General features: G+C 64.6%; 14 protein-coding genes. 9 read left to right on the top strand and 5 right to left on the bottom strand.

The window, feature by feature from the left end:
• Window positions 1–55 precede the first annotated feature (55 nt).
• The 3 genes from JM664_RS14060 to JM664_RS14050 all read left to right on the top strand — a co-directional run bounded on the left by JM664_RS14060 (window position 56) and on the right by JM664_RS14050 (window position 2,407).
• Window positions 56–1,135: a sensor histidine kinase gene (locus JM664_RS14060; protein WP_227420555.1), complete on the top strand. Its 1,080-nt coding sequence runs from the start codon at window positions 56–58 to the stop codon at window positions 1,133–1,135.
• 82 nt (window positions 1,136–1,217) lie between these two features.
• A complete protein-coding gene (gene aroQ / locus JM664_RS14055; RefSeq protein ID WP_227420554.1) occupies window positions 1,218–1,661 on the top strand; it encodes a type II 3-dehydroquinate dehydratase in 444 nt (147 codons plus the stop codon).
• Complete coding sequence (locus tag JM664_RS14050) at window positions 1,661–2,407, top strand: LuxR family transcriptional regulator (RefSeq protein WP_227420553.1); 747 nt, start codon at window positions 1,661–1,663, stop codon at window positions 2,405–2,407. Before aroQ ends, JM664_RS14050 begins: the two co-directional genes overlap by 1 nt.
• A 275-nt stretch (window positions 2,408–2,682) precedes the next feature.
• Here the strand turns inward: JM664_RS14050 and tsf are convergent, their stop codons facing one another.
• The gene (tsf, locus tag JM664_RS14045) at window positions 2,683–3,558 is read right to left on the bottom strand and encodes a translation elongation factor Ts (RefSeq protein ID WP_227420552.1); all 876 of its coding nucleotides are present in this window, start codon (window positions 3,556–3,558) and stop codon (window positions 2,683–2,685) included.
• A 67-nt stretch (window positions 3,559–3,625) separates the two neighbouring features.
• Window positions 3,626–4,486 carry a 30S ribosomal protein S2 gene (gene rpsB, locus JM664_RS14040; RefSeq protein WP_227420551.1) on the bottom strand — a complete coding sequence of 287 codons (861 nt, stop codon included), beginning with the start codon at window positions 4,484–4,486 and terminating at the stop codon, window positions 3,626–3,628.
• Window positions 4,487–4,689: 203 nt separating this feature from the next.
• Here rpsB and JM664_RS14035 point away from each other — a divergent pair, with 203 nt between their 5' ends.
• From JM664_RS14035 to JM664_RS14025, 3 genes are all read left to right on the top strand, one after another.
• A complete protein-coding gene (locus JM664_RS14035; RefSeq protein WP_227420550.1) occupies window positions 4,690–5,583 on the top strand; it encodes a PfkB family carbohydrate kinase in 894 nt (297 codons plus the stop codon).
• Entirely contained in the window at window positions 5,583–6,506 is a 924-nt protein-coding gene (locus JM664_RS14030; RefSeq protein ID WP_227420737.1) for a pseudouridine-5'-phosphate glycosidase, read from the top strand. Before JM664_RS14035 ends, JM664_RS14030 begins: the two co-directional genes overlap by 1 nt.
• 76 nt (window positions 6,507–6,582) lie before the next feature.
• The gene (locus JM664_RS14025) at window positions 6,583–7,296 is read left to right on the top strand and encodes a DUF502 domain-containing protein (protein WP_227420549.1); all 714 of its coding nucleotides are present in this window, start codon (window positions 6,583–6,585) and stop codon (window positions 7,294–7,296) included.
• Here JM664_RS14025 and JM664_RS14020 read toward each other — a convergent pair.
• Window positions 7,293–8,324 carry a patatin-like phospholipase family protein gene (locus JM664_RS14020; protein WP_227420548.1) on the bottom strand — a complete coding sequence of 344 codons (1,032 nt, stop codon included), beginning with the start codon at window positions 8,322–8,324 and terminating at the stop codon, window positions 7,293–7,295. The genes JM664_RS14025 and JM664_RS14020 overlap by 4 nt on opposite strands.
• Window positions 8,325–8,330: 6 nt before the next feature.
• Complete coding sequence (locus JM664_RS14015) at window positions 8,331–9,104, bottom strand: 3-hydroxybutyrate dehydrogenase (RefSeq protein WP_227420547.1); 774 nt, start codon at window positions 9,102–9,104, stop codon at window positions 8,331–8,333.
• A gap of 313 nt (window positions 9,105–9,417) precedes the next feature.
• Here JM664_RS14015 and JM664_RS14010 point away from each other — a divergent pair, with 313 nt between their 5' ends.
• From JM664_RS14010 to JM664_RS14000, 3 genes are all read left to right on the top strand, one after another.
• A complete protein-coding gene (locus tag JM664_RS14010; RefSeq protein ID WP_227420736.1) occupies window positions 9,418–11,187 on the top strand; it encodes an extracellular solute-binding protein in 1,770 nt (589 codons plus the stop codon).
• Window positions 11,188–11,279: 92 nt separating this feature from the next.
• Complete coding sequence (locus JM664_RS14005; RefSeq protein ID WP_227420546.1) at window positions 11,280–11,561, top strand: hypothetical protein; 282 nt, start codon at window positions 11,280–11,282, stop codon at window positions 11,559–11,561.
• Between the two features lie 44 nt (window positions 11,562–11,605).
• Entirely contained in the window at window positions 11,606–12,238 is a 633-nt protein-coding gene (locus JM664_RS14000) for a DsbA family oxidoreductase (RefSeq protein ID WP_227420545.1), read from the top strand.
• A gap of 432 nt (window positions 12,239–12,670) precedes the next feature.
• Here the strand turns inward: JM664_RS14000 and mfd are convergent, their stop codons facing one another.
• Complete coding sequence (mfd, locus tag JM664_RS13995) at window positions 12,671–16,144, bottom strand: transcription-repair coupling factor (protein WP_227420544.1); 3,474 nt, start codon at window positions 16,142–16,144, stop codon at window positions 12,671–12,673.
• Window positions 16,145–16,180 lie beyond the last annotated feature (36 nt).

The raw sequence follows: 16,180 nt of genomic DNA, 5'->3' as shown, positions 1-16,180 counted from the left end.
TCATTCTGCAAGTCGTGACGTGCGAAATGCAACCCTGCCGAGTGGTCCTGAGCCGATGACCGATAGCCCGCAATCCTTCCTGGACGCAGTGCCGTCGCCCCAGATGCTTCTGGGGCCAGACGAAAAGGTGCTGATCGTCAACGAAGGGGCGAGGAGGCTGTTTGGCCGAGCGGTCGTCGGCAGGCACTATATCACCGCACTGCGTCATCCGGCGGTGTTGGACTGTGTCGAAGCCACGATCCGGCGGCGCAAGCCCGCCATGGCGCTCTACCCGGCGCGCGACGGAACGCGTGACACGACTTGGCAGGTCTCGGCTGGTCCCGTCTCGCTGGCGAGCGGTCAAGGGACCCTGATCACCTTCGACGACAAGACGGACCTGCAGGAAGCCGGGCAGATCCGTCGGGATTTCGTCGCCAACGTCAGCCACGAACTGCGGACGCCTCTGACGGCTCTGCTCGGCTTTATCGAGACCCTGCAGGGACCGGCGCAGGCAGACCCCGAGGCCCGATCGCGCTTTCTGAGGACCATGGAGCATGAGGCCGCCCGGATGAACCGGCTTGTTCACGAACTCCTGTCACTCAGTCGGGTGGAGAGCGAGGAGCGCGTGCGTCCGACGCAGCGGGTTGATCTCTTGGCGACGCTTGCGTCCGTCGTAGAGGCTGTGCGGCCTCTGGCGATACAGCAGGACGTCCGCATCGTATTGACCGGTGCCTCTGAGCTCCCGGCACTCTGGGGCGACGGCGACCAGCTCTGTCAGGTCTTCACGAACTTGATCGAGAACGCGATCAAGTATGGCCGTCCCGGCGGCGAAGTCGTCGTGACCGTGTCCGGGTCTGCCCGCGAGCCAAGCCTGCGGGGGCCTGCCGTTCGCGTCGCCGTGCGTGACCAGGGCGAGGGCATCGCCGCCATTCATATCCCGCGGCTCACCGAGCGGTTCTACCGGGTCGATACCCATCGTTCGCGCGAACTGGGCGGGACCGGCCTCGGGCTCGCGATCGTCAAGCACATCGTGGCGCGTCACAGGGGTCGTCTACGGATCGAGAGCGAACTCGGCGTCGGCAGCATCTTCACGGTGATCCTGCCGCTTCCCGAAGTCGGACAGGGCGATACCGAGCCCGCCCAAGGAATCGCCTAATCGGTATTATGCTATTGCGCGAGCAACTATCGACAAGTCCTGTCATCGAAAGCTAAGGTTCAGATACCGTGGGGTAAACATCATGTCGTCGGTTCTCGTCCTGAATGGCCCGAACCTCAATCTGCTGGGCACCCGGCAGCCCGAGATCTATGGCTCGACCACATTGACGGAGGTCGAGAGCATGTGTCGAGAGGCTGCGCGCGAGCTCGAATTTGACCTCGTGTTCGAGCAATCGAATCACGAAGGCGTCCTCATTGACCAGCTACACGAGGCTCAGGGCCGGCAGGATGGCGCTGTCATCAACGCGGGCGGCCTTACACACACCTCGGTCGCTCTGGCAGATGCGGTGCGCTCTGTCGATTTCCCTGTGGTCGAGCTTCACCTCTCGAACATCCACGCGCGGGAGAGCTACCGTAGCCACTCCTACATCGCCGCAGCCGCCGTCGGTCAGATCTGCGGTTTCGGACCCTTGGGCTATCCGCTCGCCATCCGGGCGCTGGTCGGGATCATCCAGCGGAGCGTTTGATGGACATCCTCGATTGCCTCGACAGGATCACGCGCGCCAAGTCCGTCGAGGAGACGTGGCGCCTGCTGACGAAGGCAATGGAGGCCTACGGCTTCGACCGTCTGCTCTACGGCTTCACACGTTTCCGGACCACGAACTCGTTCGGAGACAGCGACGACATGCTTATCCTTTCAAACCACGATCGCTCATACGTCGAGAAGTTCGTCGACGGGCGTATGTACCAGCACGCGCCGATGGTGCGCTGGGCCACCGAGCACACCGGAAGCTGCTCATGGGGCTGGATCTTCAGCAACCTGGACGCCCTCAGCGATGCGGAGCGCAAGGTTGCCGAGTTCAACAGGAGCAGAGGCATAGTCGCGGGCTACACGATCAGCTTTGCCGAAACGTCGGTCAGGTCGCGTGGCGGCATCGCACTCACAGCGGCTGCCGGTATGTCTCAGGATGAGGTTGACGCCGTGTGGGCGGCGAGTGGTCGTGCCATCGAACTGCTGAACAACGTGGCGCACCTGCGGATAACTAACCTGCCCAACATCGGGCGGCGCAAGCTGACGCAGCGTCAGAGAGAGGCGCTGGAATGGGTAGGCGATGGCAAGACCACGCAGGACATCGCAACCATCCTCGGGCTTACGACCGCCACGATCGAAAAGCACCTGCGGCTGGCGCGCGAGGCGCTGAATGTCGAGACAACGGCGCAGGCGGTGTTCAAAGCCTCGATCCAGAACCAGATCTTCGTGGTTGAGCCATAGCGGCAGTGGCGGGTAAGGATTTCCCCACTAGGATGACGCTGCGGAAATCGGCAGTCTGTCCATGTTCCGCAAGTGACGGCCATATGCCAGGAACGACCGACCGCAGGACTCGCGATATCGGGCAACCACGGTTGGAGCCGGACCTCCGGCACCGGTCAACGACGATTTCGCGTCGCTCTGATCGGATGGAAGGGTGACGCCGTGAACCTCATCCCCATGGGTGGCGCACCTGACGGCGGCGGTGCGGATCGCAAGATTCGCACCGCCGTATCAATTCAGCCCTGAGCGGTCTTGGCAACTTCGGCCGCAAAGTCCTCTTCGACCTTCTCGATGCCCTCGCCGACTTCGAGGCGGACGAAGCCGGTGATGGTGATGCCGGCCTCTTCCGCCGCCTTGCCGACCGTTACGTCCGGGTTCACCACGAAGGCTTGGCTCAGCAGCGTGTTCTCGGCGTAGAACTTCTTCATCCGGCCTTCGATCATCTTCTCGATGACTTGTTCCGGCTTGCCCGACTCGCGTGCTTGCTCCGCCAGTACGGTGCGCTCTCGCTCGGCGAGCGCGGGATCAAGGTCACCCTCGCTCAGCGCCGCCGGGTTCACGGCGGCGACGTGCATCGCGACCTGCCGCGCCAGCGCCTCGCCGGACCCGGAGAAGGCGATGAGGACGCCGATCTTGCCCATGCCGTCGGCCGCGGCGTTGTGCACGTAGGCGACGACGCTTTCGCCCTCGAGCGCAGCCATCCGGCGCAGCGACATGTTCTCGCCGATCTTGGCAATCTTCTCGGTGATGACTTCTTCGACCGACTTGCCGCCAACCTGGCGTGTCTTCAGGTCTTCGACGTCGCTCGCTCCGAGTGCGACACCAGAGATGTCCGACACCATGCCCTGGAACTCAGCGTTCTTGGCTACGAAGTCCGTCTCGGAGTTGATTTCGACGGCCACTCCGCGGCCGCCTTCGACGCGGACCGCGACCAGACCCTCCGCCGCTGTGCGCCCAGACTTCTTCGCGGCCTTGGCGAGGCCCTTGGTGCGCAGCCAGTCTACGGCCGCTTCCATCTCGCCGCTGGTCTCGGTCAACGCCTTCTTGGCGTCCATCATGCCTGCGCCGGTCTTGTCGCGCAGCTCTTTCACCTGTGCGGCCGTGATAGCCATTCCGTCACCTCTTCATCGGAATTAGGTCCGGAGGCGCGGCTCGCCTCCGGCTCGGAACCGATACGGTTCAGCCCTTGTTCTGAAGCTCGTACGGAGCATCCTTGGCGATCGCGTCGTCGTGGACGGCCTCGTCGCTGATCTCCTTGCCCGTCACGGACGGCTCGCCCGCCGGATCGGCTGCAGCAGCTTCCTCGAGCGCCGCTTCCTCCAGCGCGCCGACGTCAACGCCCGCTGCGCCGAGCTGTGCCGACATCCCGTCGAGTGCCGCGCGGCTGACAAGGTCGCAGTAGAGGCTGATCGCGCGCGCGGCGTCGTCGTTGCCTGGGATGATGTAATCGACGCCCGCGGGCGAGCAGTTCGTGTCGACGACGGCCACGACCGGGATCCCCAACTTCTTGGCCTCGGAGATCGCCAGGTCCTCCTTGTTGACGTCGATGACGAAGAGCAGGTCCGGCACGCCGCCCATCTCGCTGATGCCGCCGAGCGAAGCCTGCAGCTTGGCCTGCTCGCGCTCCATGCCGAGGCGCTCCTTCTTTGTCAGGCCGCCTGCCCCCTCGCCCATCTGCTCGTCGATCGACTTCAGGCGCGCGATCGATTGGCTGACGGTCTTCCAGTTGGTGAGCGTCCCGCCGAGCCAGCGGTGGTTCATGTAGTACTGCGCGCATTTTTCCGCCGCCTCGGCGATCGGCTTCTGCGCCTGCCGCTTAGTGCCGACGAACAGGACGCGACCACCCTTGGCCACGGTGTCGCGGATGACCTGCAGCGCCTGGTCGAGCAGCGGCACGGTCTGCGTCAGGTCAATGATGTGGATGCCGTTGCGGTCGCCGTAGATGTATTCGGACATCCGCGGGTTCCAGCGGGCCGTCTGGTGGCCGAAGTGCACGCCAGCCTCAAGAAGCTGACGCAGGGAGAATTCAGGCAGCGCCATGATTTTTTCCTTTCCGGTTTCGATCCTCGACGGGGCGCGCAGACTCTCGTCCAACCGGCGGATCCGCGGGGATGTCTCCCCCGGAGGACCCAAAGCCCCGCCTGTGAAGTGTCGCGCCCGATAGCCCGTCGACCGCCGGAAGGCAAGGGCTTGTTGCGCCCCCTGCCCTTGTCTTGCCACTGCCACCACCGCATGAAGGTGCGGTGACACACGAGACAGACATCATCTGCATCGGCTCCGTTCTCTGGGACGTGATCGGGCGCTCGTCCGCGCACATGCGCGTCGGCTCCGACGTCCCCGGACGCATCGTTCGCCACCCCGGCGGCGTCGCGATGAACATCGCCCGCGCACTCACCCGTTTCGGCATGCGGCCGATACTGCTTACTGCAGTCGGCGATGACGATGCGGGTCACGAGCTTCTGGCGGCCGCGGCTGGACACGGCATGGACACGTCCCATGTCTATGTCTCCAGTAACTTGCCGACCGATGTTTACATGGCAGTTGAGGGCGCGAACGGCCTGATCGCGGCCATCGCCGATGCTCACTCACTGGAAGCTGCGGGTGACAAGATCCTGAGCCCCCTGAAAGACGGCCGCCTGGGGTCGGCGGATGCCCCGCACCAGGGCCTCATCGTCCTCGACGGCAACCTGACGGAGGATCTCCTGACGGTGGTCGCCGCCGATGCGGCCTTTGAACGTGCCGACCTTCGTGTCGCTCCGGCGTCGCCTGGCAAGGCGGAGCGCCTGCTGCCGCTGCTACCGCGTCCGAACGTCACACTCTACCTCAACCGCGAGGAGGCGTCACTGCTGACTCGCCGCAGCTGCGTGACCGCGGCGGAAGCGGGGCAGGCCTTGCTTGACCGAGGCGCCTCGCGCGTTCTGGTCACCGACGGGGCCAACATCGCGGCGGAAGGCTGTGGCGGGGAAGTCTGGACGTACCGGCCGCCGGAAGTGCTGGTGACGCGCGTCACCGGCGCCGGCGACACCTTCATGGCCGCGCACATTGCCGCAGAGATTCAAGGCAGCGCCAGCGTCGAAGCTTTTGGCGCTGCACTTCAGGCAGCGGCGCATTTCATTTCCGGAGATATGCACCTGTGATCAGTCACCTGCCGATCAGGCTTTCCGCCGAAGTCGAAGATGCGCAGCAGTCCCGTCGGCCTCTCGTGGCGCTTGAGAGCACGATCATAACTCACGGTCTTCCGAGGCCCCAGAACCTGGAGGTCGCCAAGAAAGTCGAGAGCGAAATCAGAATGCTCGGGGCCGTTCCGGCAACCATTGCGGTCATGGATGGAACGTTGCACGTCGGTCTCGAGGACGCTCAGCTCCAGCGGCTGGCGGAGGCTGATGAGGTCGCCAAGCTCTCCCGCGCCGACGTTGGCGCTTGCATCGCAAGCGGCGGCATGGGCGCCACGACTGTCGCCGCGACGATGATCGCGGCGAACGTGGCGGGCATAGAGGTATTCGCCACCGGCGGCATCGGGGGTGTGCACCGCGGCGCCTCCACCAGCTTCGACGTATCGGCGGATCTGTACGAGCTTGGCAGAACGCCGGTCAGCGTCGTCGCCGCGGGCGCCAAGGCGATTCTCGACCTTCCGGCGACACTCGAGGTGCTGGAGACGTTGGGCGTCCCCGTCTTTGTAATGGAGCAGGCGACCTTCCCCGCCTTCTGGTCACGCGACAGTGGCCTTCCCGCCCCCGTTCCCGCACCGGACATCGCGACCGTCGCGCGCGCGAAGCTTGTCCAGGAGAGCCTCCAGATCCGCGTGGGACAGCTGGTCGCCAACCCGATCGACGCGAGCGACGAGATCCCGGCCACCGAACTCGCGCCCATCATCGAGGCAGCGACGCGCTCCGCGGCCAGCGCAGGTATACGCGGAAAGGCCGTGACGCCTTACCTGCTCTCGCGCATCTTCGAGGCGACCCAGGGTCGCTCGCTGACCGCCAACGTTGCGCTGGTGCTGAAGAACGCTCGTTTGGCTGCGCGGCTCGCCCAGGAAATCGCAGCCTTGCGCTCCAGATGAAGCCAGGAAGATACGCAGCATTGTGAGTGCAGAGCGGACCGCGTAGGTTTCCGCTGCCCATGCAGAAACGCCCGGAATGAGCTCGTCACTGAAAGATCCGAAACAAGCTTCCTCCGGGCGCGGCTCGCTCTTCGGTGGTCTGAGGGCCAGCTTCCTGACCGGACTGGTGGTCATAGCTCCGCTTGGGCTGACGGTCTGGCTGCTCTGGACCTTCGTCGGATGGGTCGATGGATTTGTACTGCCGCTGGTGCCGATGCGGCTGAGGCCCGAGCAATATATCGGAATCAATCTCCGCGGCGTCGGCGTCATCTTCTTCCTGCTCTTCACCATCGCTGTCGGCTGGTTCGCGAAGGGCCTGATCGGGCGCTCGCTGATCCGATGGGGCGAGGGGTTGGTCGACCGAACGCCGGTCGTCCGCTCGCTCTACGGCGGGCTGAAGCAGATCGCCGAGACGGTATTTGCCCAGACTGAGACCTCGTTCGACAGGGTGTGCCTCGTTGAGTATCCGCGAAAGGGGCTATGGGCACTGGCTTTCATCTCGACCTCCGCCAAGGGCGAAGTGGCGCAGTCGATCCAGGCGGGCGAGGACCTGATCTCGCTCTTTTTGCCGACCACGCCGAACCCGACCTCCGGCTTTTTGCTCTTCGTGCCGCGCCGCGACGTCATTGAGTTGGACATGTCGGTCGAGGATGCGGCGAAGCTCGTTATCTCTGCCGGGCTGGTCTATCCGAATCGCGAGGAGGCCGAGGGTTCGAATGTTGCGCGCCTGCGGGAGCGCGTAGACGCCTAGGAGAACATCTCGCTGAGGGAAACCGTCGTCTCGACGCCGATCCGCGTGGCGCCTGTCTTCAGAAAGCCTTCGGCAGCGGCCTCTCCTGCCGCCCTCAGCCGGCCGATCACGTAGGGCGAAGGCACCAGCTTGGTGGCGACGCTGAGGTCGTTCATCAGGTCGTCGTCCGAAATCATGTGGATGAGCACGTCCTTCATCGCCTCGCGCGGGATCCGGCCGTCGGCTATCAGCTCCTTCACGAAGTTGATCGCCCGGAGTTCGCGTAGCAACGACGAATTGAAGCTTATCTCATTAATACGGTTCACAATTTCTTGCGGCGTACGCGGGATGCTGTCGCGCTTCAGCGGGTTGATGTTCACAATCACGATGTCATCCGGGAGGTCGCGCTCAAACAAGGGAAAGAGCGCCGGGTTCCCGGTATAGCCGCCGTCCCAGAAGGCTTCGCAGTGGCCCGTTCTTGGATCATCGATCTCGACCGCCTGAAAAATCGTGGGAAGGCAGGCCGAGGCGAGGATCACGTCCGTGCTGATTTCGGTCCCGGTGAACACGCGGATCTTGCCGGTGCGGACATTCGTGGCTGAGATGAAGAGACGCGGGCCGTCGGACGCGCAGACTTCGTCATATCGAAAACGCTCGGCGATGCGACGCAGCGGATTCTGATAGAAGATGCCGTAGCTGTAGGGACTCAGCACGCGCGTGGCGGCGTCCATCATCGAGAACGGTAGCGAGTACTCGATTGCCTGACTGATCAGCGACGGCGCCGGGTTAAGGTAGGTCATCCAGCTCGTCAGCCGCAGGTCGTTCAGGGCCGTCACCTGCCCCCAGAGCCTCGCAAGGTTCTCCCGCGCTCCCTCGCGCCCGCCATGAATCATCCCCGCCTTGAGCGCGGCGCCATTCAGCGCGCCGGCGGACGTGCCAGAAATCGCGGCGATCTCAATGTCCGGCTCGCGCAGCAGCCTGTCGAGCACGCCCCAGGTATAGGCGCCATGTGCGCCGCCACCTTGGAGGGCGAGGTTGATGCGCTGCATGAGCGACTAAAGGGCAGTCCAGCCACCGTCGACGCTGATCGTCGTGCCGGTGATCTGCGCCGCTGCGTCCGAGCATAGGAACACGGCGGTGCTACCTAGCTGCTCCACGGTGGCGAACTCCTTGGATGGTTGCCGCGCCAGCAGGACGTCACGAATGACGGTGTCGCGGTCCATGCCGTACTCCTTCATGGTGTCAGGGATCTGCGCCTCGACAAGCGGGGTCAGGACGTAGCCCGGACAGATGGCGTTGCAGGTGATCGGCTCTTCGGCCGTCTCCAGTGCCACCGTCTTCGTCAGCCCCACGATGCCGTGCTTGGCCGCGACGTAGGCCGACTTGTAGGGCGACGCCGTCAGGCCGTGGGCCGACGCGATATTGACCACCCTGCCCCATCCGGCCTCGCGCATCAGTGGCAGCGCGACAGCCGTCGTGTGGAAGGCCGAGCTGAGATCGATTGCGATGATGGCGTCCCACTTCTCGACTGGGAAATCCTGGATCGGAGCGACGTGTTGGACTCCCGCGTTGTTTATCAGGATATCGCACTGGCCCGCCTGCTCGATGAACGACCGGCACGCTGCGCCATCAGACATGTCGGCCTGGATGTAGCGGACCGCGACGCCCGTCTCCTTGGCGATCTGCTCGGCCAGCGCATGATCCGCTTCGTCGTCGGTGAAGGAGTTGAGGACGACGTCCGCGCCGGCGCGCGCCAGTTCCCAGGCGACTCCAAGCCCGATGCCCGAGTTCGAACCGGTGATCACTGCGGTCTTGCCCTGCAAGCTCATGCTCTGCCTCCTCAGTCTTCGCGGGCGCAGCCTACTTGCTGCGGATGCGAAGAAAAGTGCGATCTGGAGAGCCTGCGACAAAAAAAGCGCCCGCACGAGGCGGGCGCTAAGTTATTGAGGCAGGTTTCATACAGGCAAGAAACCTATCGAGCAGTGAGATCAATATACCCGTGCAGTCGCCGGCGTCCAAGCTAAAAGTTTGTAAAGGCTAGGGACCGGCCTTACCCTCGCCCGCAAAAGACACCTCGGGCAGGAGATCGAAGCCGTGATCAGGGTAAGAGGCGCGTTGCGCGCGTGGGTTGCCAGCGCAGCGATGGTACTGGCCTGCGGCTCACATGTTGTGTCTGCCGAGCCGGGACATGGCATAGCTATGTATGGCGAGCCAGCCTTGCCCCCCGATTTCGAGTGGCTCCCTTACGTCAACCCTGACGCACCTGGGGGCGGCCGCATCGTTTTCGGCGAGGCGGGCAGCTTCGACAGCCTCAACCCCCACATCCTGCGCGGACGAGCTCCCTACGGGGTCGGAAGCTACGTCTTTGAATCCCTTCTGGGTAGAAATTGGGACGAGCCGTTCACGCTATACGGGCTTCTTGCCGAATCGGTCGAGACGCCCGAGGATCGCAGCTGGGTCGAATTCACACTGCGCCCCGAGGCCGCCTTTTCCGACGGGACGCCGGTCACGGTGGAGGATGTGCTATGGTCGTTCGAGACACTTGGTACCCAGGGGCATCCTCGCTATCGCACCGCCTGGACGGCGGTTGAGAGCGCCGAGGCGACCGGCCCGCGGTCGGTACGCTTTACCTTCAACACGGCAGACAGGGAGCTGCCGCTGATCCTCGGGCTGCGGCCGATCCTTAAGAAGGCACAGTACGAGGGACTCGACTTCGATCAGAGCGGCTTCGGCGTCGTTCCCATCGGATCGGGACCTTATGTAATCGGCAATTACGAGGCGGGCCGCTTCATCGAGCTCGACCGGGACCCGGACTGGTGGGGTCGCGATTTGCCCTTCAACCGCGGGCAGCACAACATCGGCACGATCCGCTACGACTATTTCGGTGACGGCGACGTGGTGTTCGAAGCCTTCAAGGCAGGCACCATCGACAGCTACCGCGAGACCAACGTGGTGAAGTGGGCGGAGCAATACGACTTCCCTGCCGTCACACGGGGCGAGATCGTGCAATCCCGCATCCCGCATGAACGGCCGTCGGGCATCGCGGGGCTGGTCATGAACACGCGACGCGACGCGTTCGGGGACTGGCGCGTGCGCGAGGCGATGATGAACGCCTTCAATTTCGAGTTCATCAATGGCGTGCTGAATGGCGGAGAAGCGCCCAGGATCACGTCCTACTACTCCAATTCCGAGCTCGGGATGAGACCGGGCCCGGCGGAAAGCCGTGTGGCCGACCTGCTCGCGCCATTTGCCGAAACTCTGCCGCCCGGCACGCTAGAAGGGTACACCCTGCCGGTGTCGGACGGCAGCGAACGCAATCGCGCCGGCATCGCGCGCGCGCTCGAGTTGATGGCGGAGGCTGGGTGGACAGTGCAGGAGGGGGTGATGCGCAATGCCTCGGGCCAGCCCTTCACGTTCGAGATCCTGCTGAACCAAGGCGCGACGGAGACGCAGCAGATCGTCGACATCTTCGCAAGCGCCCTCCGCAGGCTCGGCATCTCGCCGAGGATTACCAGCGTCGACAGTGCACAATACGAGGAGCGGACGCAGGAGTTCGAATTCGACATGGCCTACTACACCCGTGGCCTGTCGCTCAGCCCTGGCAACGAGCAACGCCTCTACTGGGGATCGGAGGCGGCCAATCAGCCCGGCTCGCGCAACTGGATGGGCGCGAAATCGGAAGCGATCGACGCGATGATCGACGAAATGCTGGCATCCGAGACACGGGAGGACTTCGTGGCCGCGGTGCGGGCGCTCGACCGGGTGCTGACGGCGGGGCGCTACGTCATCCCGATCTGGCACCGTCCCGAGGGATACCTCGCGCACCGCTCGTCCTTGCACTTCCCGGACGACCTGCCGATCTACGGTGACTGGATCGGCTTCCAGCCTGATGTATGGTGGGTCGAGGAATAAGCTGCTGACGTAGCGGCACTCGAGGTGAATTGGCGAGGGAACCGCTCGCGGGGGCCTGCATTGGTCCGGAACGGTATCACCCGGAGGATGTCATGGACTGGCACACTGTGGCGCGGAACTGGCCCGCCTTCGTCGACCGGATCGAGGAGCGTTGGCCGGCGACCGAGGAAACCGATCTTCTCGACATCAACGGAGACCGTCCGCGTTTCACCAGCTATCTCTCCAAGGTGCATGACCTGACGCGCAACGAGGCTCACGAAGACATCGAGTTCTGGTTGACGTGGCAGGCGCCGAGTGACGTCGTTCAAGATGGAGTTGAGGCGGCTGATGCTCCAATCGGTCGTGGCGGCGGGAGCGCTCGACGCACGCATTGAGCCGCCCCTGCCCGGCCGGCCTGACCAGCCTGCGGGAGGGAGACATGAAGCTCGACATACTTTCCGATCCGATCTGCCCTTGGTGCTACATCGGGAAGGCGCATCTCGATCGGGCTTTCGCAGCGCGCCCGAACCATCCGTTCGTGGTTGAGTGGCACCCCTTCCAGCTGAATCCCGCCATGCCCGAAGGCGGGATGGATCGCACAGTCTATCTCGAGGCAAAGTTCGGAGGGCGGGACAACGCGGCCCGCACCTACGCTCGGATATCGGATGCCGCCGACGAGGCCGGGCTTCAGATCGATTTCGAGAAGATCGAGCGGACCCCGAACACGCTCGACGCGCATCGGCTGATCCATTGGGCGGGGCTGGAGGGACGTCAGACGGCAATGGTCTCGACGCTGTTCCGTGCGTATTTCCGTGAAGGCGCCGACCTCGAGCAGAGGCAGACGCTGGTAGACCTCGCCACGAGCGTCGGGCTCGACGGCGGGATGATCGAGCGTCTGTTCGATACCGAAGCTGATGTGGAGGAAATCCGTGCGCGTGACGCCCATGCCCGCGAGAGGGGCATCAAGGGCGTCCCGATGTTCGTAGTGGGCGAGCGCCACGCTGTCTCAGGCGCCCAGGCAACCCAGCTTTGGACCGACGTCATCGACGAACTGGTCGGCCGTGAGGCATAGGCCGATCGCGGAGGGGCGCGTTCGCAACACTACCGCTAAGCAACTGACTTAGAGCGGAAAAGTCCCACATATATCTCGGGTTTATGGAGGGTCGTTTGATTACCCCCGCCCATTGCTCCATTCATCTCTCGTGTGGCTGACCTTACAACCCCGGTCGCCGCAAGGGTGCCGGGTCCGGCGCAGAGGCGTTGCCTCGAACTTTGATCAGTGAGTGCTCGTGCATCCCCGCGCGAATTGTTGCAAGTGAATCGGCCGCCGGACCCGGCATCTCCAATCCGCAGTTGTGACCGCAGCACCTGATCTCGCCGATGCCGCGGCGCGTCTTGGGAGAGGCTGACGTCGGATCGCCGAGACCGAACGAGAGGAAATTCTGCTTCGGTATCTCTGGGAAAGGATTGGTCGGCGATGATCTGAAGCCAGATCGATGACCGGCTAGCTCACCTGGGACTTGGCCGGCTTCGCCTTTGCCTTGGCTGCGAGGTCGCGGGCGATCGCGAAGGAACCGCGGATCTTGTCCTTGTCACTCGACCAGTCGCGCCGGACGACGATCTTGTTGTCCTTCACCTTAGCCAAGCCGTCCTGGTCCCGGATGAATTCCACAAGGCCTTCAGGCCTCGGGAACTTGTCGTTGTGGAACTGGATCGTCGCGCCCTTTGGCCCGGCGTCCAGGCGGGCGATGCAGGCCTTCTTGCACTCGGCCTTGATGCGGATGACCAGCAGCAACGTGTTCACCTCGCGCGGCAGCTCGCCGAAGCGGTCGATGAGCTCGGCGGCGAAGCCCTCCAGCTCGACCTTGGTCGTCAGCTCCGACAGGCGGCGGTAGAGGCCCAGCCGGACGTCGAGGTCCGGCACGTACTCCTCCGGGATCAGGACCGGCACGCCCAGATTGATCTGCGGCGCCCAGGTATCCCCCTCGTCCGGCAGCCCCTCGAGATCGCCGGACTTCATCTTCGCGATCGCCTCTTCCAGCATCGACTGGTAGAGTTCGTAGCCGACCTCGCGCACGTGTCCGGACTGCTCCTCGCCCACGAGGTTGCCTGCGCCGCGAATGTCGAGGTCCTGGCTCGCGAGCGTGAAGCCGGCACCGAGACTGTCAAGAGAACCCAGCACGCGCAGCCGCTTCTCCGCAGCCGGCGTCAGCTTCGCCCGCGGCTTCGTCGTCAGGTAAGCATAGGCGCGCGTCTTGGAGCGCCCCACCCGCCCGCGGATCTGGTAGAGCTGCGCGAGGCCGAACATGTCCGCCCGGTGCACCACCATCGTGTTCGCAGTCGGGATGTCGAGGCCGGACTCGACGATGGTGGTCGCGAGCAGCACGTCGTACTTGCCGTCGTAGAATGCGTTCATCCGCTCGTCGAGTTCGCCCGCCGCCATCTGCCCGTGGGCGATGATGAAGCTGACCTCCGGCACCTGCTCGCGCAGGAATTCCTCGATCTCGGGCAGGTCGTTCACGCGCGGGACCACGTAGAAGGTCTGCCCGCCGCGATAGTGTTCCCTCAGCAGCGCCTCGCGAATCGTGACCGCGTCGAACTCGCTGACATAGGTGCGGATCGCCAGGCGGTCGATCGGCGGTGTGCCGATAATCGAGAGGTCCCGCACGCCCGTCAGCGACATCTGCAGGGTCCGCGGGATGGGCGTGGCCGTCAGCGTCAGGACGTGCACGTCCGTCCTCAGCGATTTCAGCCTCTCCTTGTGCGTCACGCCGAAATGCTGCTCCTCGTCGATAACCAGGAGACCGAGGTCCTTGAACCGGACGTTCTTCGAAAGAAGCGCGTGGGTCCCGATGACGATGTCCACCGTGCCGTCAGCCAGCCGCTTGCGCGTGTCCGCCGCCTCCTTCTGGCCGACGAAGCGCGAGAGTTGTCGCACTTCCACAGGAAAACCGCGGAACCGCTCGGAAAAGCTCTTGAAATGCTGGCGACTGAGCAGCGTCGTCGGGGCGATGACGGCGACCTGCATACCTGACATCGCCGCGATGCAGGCGGCGCGCATGGCGACCTCGGTCTTGCCGAAGCCCACATCGCCGCAGATCAGGCGGTCCATCGGTATGCCCTCGGCCAGATCCGTGAGCACGTCCTCGATGGCGTTCAGCTGGTCCTCCGTCTCCTCGTAGGGGAAACGGGCGGCGAACGCGTTCCACATCTCGTGCGGCGGCTCGAGGATTGGCGCCTTGCGCAGCAGCCGCTCTGCCGCGATCCGGATCAGCCGGTCCGCGATCTCGCGGATCCGCTGCTTCATCCGCGCCTTCTTGGCCTGCCAGGCGCCGCCGCCCAGCTTGTCGAGGATGCCCTCCTCATGGCCGTAGCGGCTGAGCAATTCTATATTTTCGACAGGTAGATAGAGGCGGTCGCCACCCTGATACTCGAGGTGGATCATCTCGTGCGCCGCACCGAGCGCAGTGACGACCTCCAGTCCCACGTAACGCCCGACGCCGTGGTCGACGTGGACGATCAGGTCCCCCGGCGTAAGGCTCTGGTGCTCCGTGAGGAAGTTGTCCGCCCGCCGTTTCTTCTTCGGCGCGCGAACGAGCCGGTCGCCGAGGACGTCCTGCTCCGAGATGACGATGATACGGCCCCCCTCATGCGGCCCCTCGAACCCATGCTCAAGGCCCCAGACGGCGAGGAAGAGGCCGCCCTTGCCTTTCGGCACGTCCCGGATGTCGCGGATCGACCTGGCGCCGCTGACTTCCTGATCTTCCATCAGGCCCTGCAGCCGCTCACGCGCGCCCTCGGAATAGCTCGCGACGACGACCTGTCCTTCCTGACGCTTCTTCGCAACATGATCGGCCAAGGCACCGAACAGGCTCACACTCTCCTGTTGCCGCTCCGGCGAGAAGTTGCGGCCGATCCGGCCGCCGGCGTCGATGACGCCGGGCCCCGTCGACTGCGGCAGCGCGACGAACTGCAGCACGCGGCGATCGCTTGTGGCCTCATGCCACGCCGCGTCGTCGAGGTAGAGCAGGCGCGGCGGCGCGGGCTTGTAGACGCTGTCGAGACGGGACTTGGCCGTCATCGCCTCGCGCCGGCTCTCGTAGGCGTCCTCGATCAGGTCCCAACGGCTGAGGCGCGCGGGCGTCGACTGATCGTCGAGGCAGATCGTGGCACGCGGCATGTAGTCGAAGATCGTCTCGAGGCGCTCGTGAAGGAACGGCAGCCAGTGCTCGACGCCCTGGTGCTTGCGCCCCGCGCTCACCGCTTCGTAGAGCGGGTCGTCGGTACCCGCGGCTCCGAACTCAGCACGGTAGGACTGGCGAAAGCGGGTGATCGCCGCCTCGTCGAGGATGACCTCGCTCACCGGCGCGAACTCCACGACCGCAAGCTTCTCGATCGTGCGCTGGGTGGCCGGGTCGAAGCGCCGCGCGCCCTCGAGCTCGTCGCCGAAGAGGTCAAGTCGGACCGGACCACCCTGTCCCGGCAGCCAGACGTCGATGATGCCGCCGCGAATGGCATAGTCGCCCGGCTCGGCCACCGTCGGTGCCTGGCTGAAGCCCATCCGGGCGAGGAAAGTGCGCAGCGCCTGCTCGTCGATGCGGTGGCCGACGCGGGCGGTGAAGGACGCCTCCCGCACCGTGTCGCGCGCCGGCACCCGTTGCGTCGCCGCATTCAGCGTGGTCAGCAGGACGAACCGGTCCGGCATCCCCTGCGCGAGCGCCGCCAGCGTCGCCATCCGCTCGGCCGAGACGTCGTGGTTGGGGCTGACGCGGTCGTAGGGCAGGCATTCCCAGGCGGGGAAGGTCCAGACGGCGACATCAGGGGCGAAAAACGCGAGCGCGTCGCGCATCGCTGCCATGCGTCTGTCGTCGCGCGCGACATGGAGGACGGGAGCGCCCGATTTCTCGAGCTCGGCCGCGACGAGTCGGGCGTCGAACCCTTCCGGCGCGCCGCCTGCGGTGATGTGCGATTCGGGCATGCGCGCTCAGGTAACGACCGGGGAACCGGTGTCAAC

The organism is Roseitranquillus sediminis (genome assembly GCF_016918935.1).
Lineage (GTDB): Bacteria > Pseudomonadota > Alphaproteobacteria > Rhodobacterales > Rhodobacteraceae > Roseitranquillus > Roseitranquillus sediminis.
The sequence above is the reverse complement of the archived record's forward strand: the minus strand, read 5'-3'. Positions and strand labels throughout refer to the sequence as shown.

Coding starts and splice junctions, on each gene's coding strand:
- JM664_RS14060 (WP_227420555.1), top strand. CDS start 56: ATGACCGATAGCCCGCAATCCTTCCTGGACGCAGTGCCGTCGCCCCAG.
- aroQ (WP_227420554.1), top strand. CDS start 1,218: ATGTCGTCGGTTCTCGTCCTGAATGGCCCGAACCTCAATCTGCTGGGC.
- JM664_RS14050 (WP_227420553.1), top strand. CDS start 1,661: ATGGACATCCTCGATTGCCTCGACAGGATCACGCGCGCCAAGTCCGTC.
- tsf (WP_227420552.1), bottom strand. CDS start 3,558: ATGGCTATCACGGCCGCACAGGTGAAAGAGCTGCGCGACAAGACCGGC.
- rpsB (WP_227420551.1), bottom strand. CDS start 4,486: ATGGCGCTGCCTGAATTCTCCCTGCGTCAGCTTCTTGAGGCTGGCGTG.
- JM664_RS14025 (WP_227420549.1), top strand. CDS start 6,583: ATGAGCTCGTCACTGAAAGATCCGAAACAAGCTTCCTCCGGGCGCGGC.
- JM664_RS14020 (WP_227420548.1), bottom strand. CDS start 8,324: ATGCAGCGCATCAACCTCGCCCTCCAAGGTGGCGGCGCACATGGCGCC.
- JM664_RS14015 (WP_227420547.1), bottom strand. CDS start 9,104: ATGAGCTTGCAGGGCAAGACCGCAGTGATCACCGGTTCGAACTCGGGC.
- JM664_RS14010 (WP_227420736.1), top strand. CDS start 9,418: ATGGTACTGGCCTGCGGCTCACATGTTGTGTCTGCCGAGCCGGGACAT.
- JM664_RS14005 (WP_227420546.1), top strand. CDS start 11,280: ATGGACTGGCACACTGTGGCGCGGAACTGGCCCGCCTTCGTCGACCGG.
- JM664_RS14000 (WP_227420545.1), top strand. CDS start 11,606: ATGAAGCTCGACATACTTTCCGATCCGATCTGCCCTTGGTGCTACATC.
- mfd (WP_227420544.1), bottom strand. CDS start 16,144: ATGCCCGAATCGCACATCACCGCAGGCGGCGCGCCGGAAGGGTTCGAC.